We start from the raw sequence: 5,029 nt of genomic DNA, 5'->3' as shown, positions 1-5,029 counted from the left end.
GGCTACGGCGAAATCGCCGCCAACGAAGCCCTCGGCAAGCGCACCTTCGACAGCCTCAACTTCGCGCGCCCCCAACGCTTCGAGACGGTTTAACACACGCACCGACTATCCCCACCTTCCCAACATCGCCTATTGTTGACAATCTACAGGCCCTAAGAAAGTATGAAGCCATGGCAACTCTCAGTCCCCTCCTCAAGCAGGCCACTCCGGTCGTCGTCGACCATGCCCTCGGCAGCTGGATCCACGCAACTGACGGCAAGAAGTACCTCGATTTCACCACTGGAATCGGTGTTACCAGCACAGGTCACTGCCACCCTGATGTCGTAGCGGCTGCTCGTGAGCAGGTGGGCAAGATTGTCCACGCCCAGTACACCACCGTGATGCACAAGCCCTTGCTTGAGCTGACCGAAAAGCTGGGAGAGTTCCTGCCCTCGGGGCTGGACAGCGTTTTCTACGCGACCTCCGGCTCCGAGGCAGTAGAGGCCTCGGTCCGCCTGGCCCGGATGGCCACGGGGCGGCCCAACATCATCTCCTTCCACGGCGGCTTCCACGGTCGGACCGTGGGCGCCGCTTCGCTCACCACGGCCGGCACGAAGTTCCGTTCAGGCTTCTCCCCGCTCATGGGTGGAGTGCACATTGCACCCTTCCCGCACTCCTACCGGTATGGCTGGGACGAGGAAACCGCCGTCACATTCGCGCTGAAGGAACTGGACCACCTCCTCCTGAGCATCAGCAGCCCGGCAGACACGGCCGGTTTCATCATCGAACCCGTCCTGGGCGACGGCGGCTACATCCCCACTCCCCCGGCGTTCCTCCAAGGTTTGCGCGAGCGGGCTGATCGCCACGGCATCGTACTCATCCTCGACGAGGTCCAGGCCGGTGTTGGCCGCACCGGAAAGTTCTGGGGCCACGACTGGGCAGGCATCACTCCCGACGTGGTGATCACCGCGAAGGGACTCGCCAGCGGCTTCCCCATCTCAGCCATCGCCGCCTCCACCGAACTGATGGGCAAAGCCTGGGCAGGTTCACAGGGAGGCACCTACGGCGGAAACGCCGTCGCAGCCGCAGCCGGCGTCGCAACCCTGGGCGTCATCGAACGCGAGAACCTGGTGGAGAACGCCCTGGTACGGGGCGATGAACTGCGGGCAGGGCTCAACCAGCTCAAGACAGAATTTTCGGGAGTCGGCAATGTCCGCGGCCGCGGCCTCATGCAGGGCGTCGAATTTACCTCGCCGGACAACACCCCTGATTCCGCTACCGCCCTGGCAGTCCAGCAAGCAGCCATCAAGGAAGAACTGCTGCTCCTCACCTGCGGTCCGCACGGAAACGTCGTCCGCATCATCCCGGCGCTCAACGTCAGCAGCGACGAAATCCAAGCCGGCCTGACCAGGTTCACCCAGGCGCTGAAAACAGCCACCTCCTAGTATCTCCCCTACCATTTTTGAAAGCGTGACATGAGCTCCTCATTCGACCCCTCAGGGCTTCACACGGAATTGTTCATCGATGGCGCCTGGCAGAAGGCCGCCAGCGGCGCCACTTTCCCGGTGGAGAATCCAGCTACCAACGAAATCATCGCCCACGTAGCCGACGGCGGGCCGGCAGATGCAGCCTTGGCGATCAAGGCTGCAGGCCACGCCCAGGCGGCGTGGGGCAAGTCCACTCCCCGCGAACGTGCCGACATCCTGCGACGGGCTTTTGAACTGGTCATTGCCAACACCGACCACCTGGCGGCAATCATGACCGCGGAGATGGGCAAGCCCCTTGCCGAGGCACGGGGAGAAGTGGCCTATGGCGCCGAAATGCTCCGCTGGTTCTCCGAAGAAGCCGTCCGCATTGGCGGAGACCATGCCACCTCCGTTGACGGCAACACCCGGATCATGATCACCAAGGAACCGGTCGGCCCCTGCGTGCTGGTGACCCCGTGGAACTTCCCGTTGGCCATGGGCGCCCGCAAGATCGCCCCCGCCGTCGCGGCCGGTTGCACCATGGTCTTCAAGCCTGCCGAGCTGACCCCGCTGACGTCCCTTGCCCTGGTTCAGATCTTCAGGGAGGCAGGCCTTCCCGACGGCGTCCTGAACGTCGTCACGACCTCCAGCGCCTCAACTGTGGTGGGGGCCTGGACCAGCAGCGGCATTGCACGGAAGATCAGCTTCACCGGCTCCACCGAGGTGGGCAAGATCCTGCTGCGCCAGGCGGCCGACAATGTCATGCGCTCCTCGATGGAGCTGGGTGGAAACGCCCCCTTCATCGTCCTCGCCGACGCCGACATCGAGAAGGCAGTTGATGGCGCGATGAAGGCCAAAATGCGGAACATGGGTGAGGCCTGCACTGCCGCGAACCGCTTCTTCGTCCACCGGTCAGTGGCGGAGGAATTCAGCGAGAAGTTCGCCAAGAAGATCTCCGAACTTCAGGTGGGCAACGGCGCGGTGTCGGGGACCGAGGTGGGTCCGCTGATCGAACAGAAGGGCCTGGACAAGGTCGAAAGCCTCGTGGCCGACGCGGTGTCCAAGGGTGCACGCATCCTGACGGGAGGAAGCCGTCCCGAAGGTCCTGGATACTTTTACACGCCCACTGTCCTGACGGACGTCTCATTGGACTCCGAGTTGATGAGCACCGAGATTTTCGGTCCGGTGGCAGCCATCACCCCGTTCGACAGCGAAGACGAAGTGCTTCGACTCGCCAACGACACCGAGTGGGGCCTGGTCGGCTACGTCTTTACTGAGAACATGGACAAGGCTCTCCGCTTCTCCGCAGAACTGGAAGTAGGCATGGTCGGACTGAACACCGGCCTTGTCTCCAATCCCGCAGCGCCGTTCGGCGGTGTCAAGCAGTCGGGACTGGGGCGCGAAGGCGGCAAGATTGGCATCGAGGAATTTCTTGAGACCAAGTACACCGCCATAGCTGTCTAAAAGACGTGTAGCAGGCGAAAGAGTGAGATGAGGGGGATATCGATGGCGGCACCGGAAGGGCTCTTTGCACTGGAGGGAAGACCCACGGCGCAGCTGATCGCCGATCAGCTGCGGGAACAGATTGTTCAGGGCATGTTCGGTCCGGGAGAACAGATCAATGAATCTGTCTTGGCAAGCCAGCTAAACACTTCGAGGGGTCCAGTCCGTGAGGCGTTGCAGAGGCTGTGCCAGGAAGGGATCCTCGTCAGTCGGCGTAACCGGGGCGTTTTCGTCCTTGAGCTCACCACGGAAGACATCAGGGAGATCTACGCCGTACGTGAGGCTGTGGAATCAACTGCCGCGGACGCACTGCTGGACGCCGGTCCGGAACAGGTCAAGGACACCTGCCAGGTCTTAAAGGCCACCATCAGCGACATGGCAAAACAGGTTGCTGTTTCGGACTGGCAGGCGATTGCACGGCTGGATATGCAGTTCCACACCTCCCTCGTAGCCGGGGCTGGCAATACTCGCCTGATCCGGATCTATCAAACCCTCGCAGCCGAATCGAGGATGTGCATTCTCAATCTGGCCGTCGCCTATCCCCGAATAGACGTCCTCGTGCAGGAACACCAACACATCCTCGATCTCCTGCAGGCAGGCCGTCGCGAAGAACTACACAAAGCCATCACACGCCACATGGAAACAGCCGTGGAGGATCTTACCGGGACAACGGAAGAGTAACCTCCCGAGATTCTCCTTATCCGCCATTCCGTAAGAGAAGGCCAGGTCCGCTTGGATCTGGCCTTCTCTTGTGCCGTCAACAAAGATAATCCCTGTAAATTGTCGACGATCTACCGCGAGGGTGGTTGCATAGTAGGTAAGGATTTGTGGCTCTGTTTTGGAAGGAGACTCCGACGAAGATGAGAATCAAGGTCCGGGTAGCCGGTGCAGGGTTGGCCGTTTTACTGGCGCTAACCGCCTGCGGGTCAAATGCCGGTAACGATTCAGCTCAGGAAGGATCCAAGACATCGAATACGGCTGACATCTCGGAGGGCGTCCAGCCTGACGCTGCTGCCGTGGCACTTTTGCCGCAGTCCTATAAGGACAAGGGCGAACTGACGGTCGCGATGGACCTGCACTACCCGCCGACGACGTTCCTCGCGGAGGACAACACCACCCCGATCGGCCTGAACCCGGACGTGGCACGGCTCATTGCCAAAAAGCTTGACCTGAAGCTGAAGTTCGTGGACACGAAGTTCGACACGATCGTCCCGGGCCTGGACGGCGGCCGCTTCGACTTCACGGCCACGACCATGTCCAAGACCGAAGAGCGGCTCAAGGTCCTGGACATGATCGACTACTTCAGGGCTGGAAACTCCGTGGCAGCAGCCGCCGGGAACCCTTTGAACCTCACCGTTGAAACCCTGTGCGGGAAGAACATCGCCGTCACCCAAGGCTCCACCGGCCAGCTGTTGCGCCTTCCGGCCCTGAGCGAGCAGACCTGCACCTCCAAGGGCCAGCCGGCGATCAACGCCGTGACCCTGCCCAACATCCAGGACGCCCTGGTCCAGCTGCACTCCAAGCGGATCGACGGCATCCTCTACGACACGACCTCGCTCGCATGGGCCCAGAAGCAGCAGCCGGGCTCCTTCACCATCCTCGGCCGGGTCAACGTCGGCTCAAGCGACCTGACCGCCGTCGGCCTGAAAAAGGGCTCCCCGCTGACCCCGGCCATGCAGGCAGCGATCCAGTCCGTCCTTGAGACCCCGGAATACAAGAAGTCCCTCGAGAACTGGGGCCTGGAGTCCGGCGCCATCACCGACGCCAAGCTCAATTAGAGGGACGCCGTGGAGAAATTCGTTCGTCAAGGAAGTGAGACCGCAATGAATGCGGTCGACCCGGCGCTCAAGCCAAGGCTCCGGCGACGAAGCACTTTCGAGTATGCCGCCTGGGTTGTGTGTAGCCTTTTGGCTTTGGGCATCCTGATCTCGGTATCAACCAACCCCAACTTCAAGTGGCATGTGGTTGCACGGTACTTTACCCACGAAACGATTCTCCGTGGTTTGATGCTCACGATCTTCCTCACGGTGGCCAGCATGACCCTGGGAACGCTCCTGGGGCTGGGCCTGGCGATCATGCGC

The 5,029-nt window shown here is 61.5% G+C and carries 4 protein-coding genes and 1 pseudogene; all 5 read left to right on the top strand.

Annotation, left to right across the window (positions count from 1 at the left end; genetic code table 11):
* Positions 1–170: 170 nt before the first annotated feature.
* The gene (locus V9L18_RS21900; RefSeq protein ID WP_337349251.1) at positions 171–1,424 is read left to right on the top strand and encodes an aspartate aminotransferase family protein; all 1,254 of its coding nucleotides are present in this window, start codon (positions 171–173) and stop codon (positions 1,422–1,424) included.
* 30 nt (positions 1,425–1,454) lie between these two features.
* Positions 1,455–2,909 carry an NAD-dependent succinate-semialdehyde dehydrogenase gene (locus tag V9L18_RS21895; RefSeq protein WP_337349250.1) on the top strand — a complete coding sequence of 485 codons (1,455 nt, stop codon included), beginning with the start codon at positions 1,455–1,457 and terminating at the stop codon, positions 2,907–2,909.
* 42 nt (positions 2,910–2,951) lie between these two features.
* Complete coding sequence (locus V9L18_RS21890) at positions 2,952–3,629, top strand: GntR family transcriptional regulator (RefSeq protein ID WP_337349249.1); 678 nt, start codon at positions 2,952–2,954, stop codon at positions 3,627–3,629.
* Between the two features lie 179 nt (positions 3,630–3,808).
* Positions 3,809–4,726: an ABC transporter substrate-binding protein gene (locus tag V9L18_RS21885; protein ID WP_337349248.1), complete on the top strand. Its 918-nt coding sequence runs from the start codon at positions 3,809–3,811 to the stop codon at positions 4,724–4,726.
* A gap of 45 nt (positions 4,727–4,771) precedes the next feature.
* Positions 4,772–5,029 (top strand): annotated as a pseudogene (locus V9L18_RS21880) (amino acid ABC transporter permease); the annotation flags it as partial.

The sequence above is a fragment of the Pseudarthrobacter sp. CCNWLW217 genome, assembly GCF_037203985.1.
GTDB lineage: Bacteria > Actinomycetota > Actinomycetes > Actinomycetales > Micrococcaceae > Arthrobacter.
The sequence above is the reverse complement of the archived record's forward strand: the minus strand, read 5'-3'. Positions and strand labels throughout refer to the sequence as shown.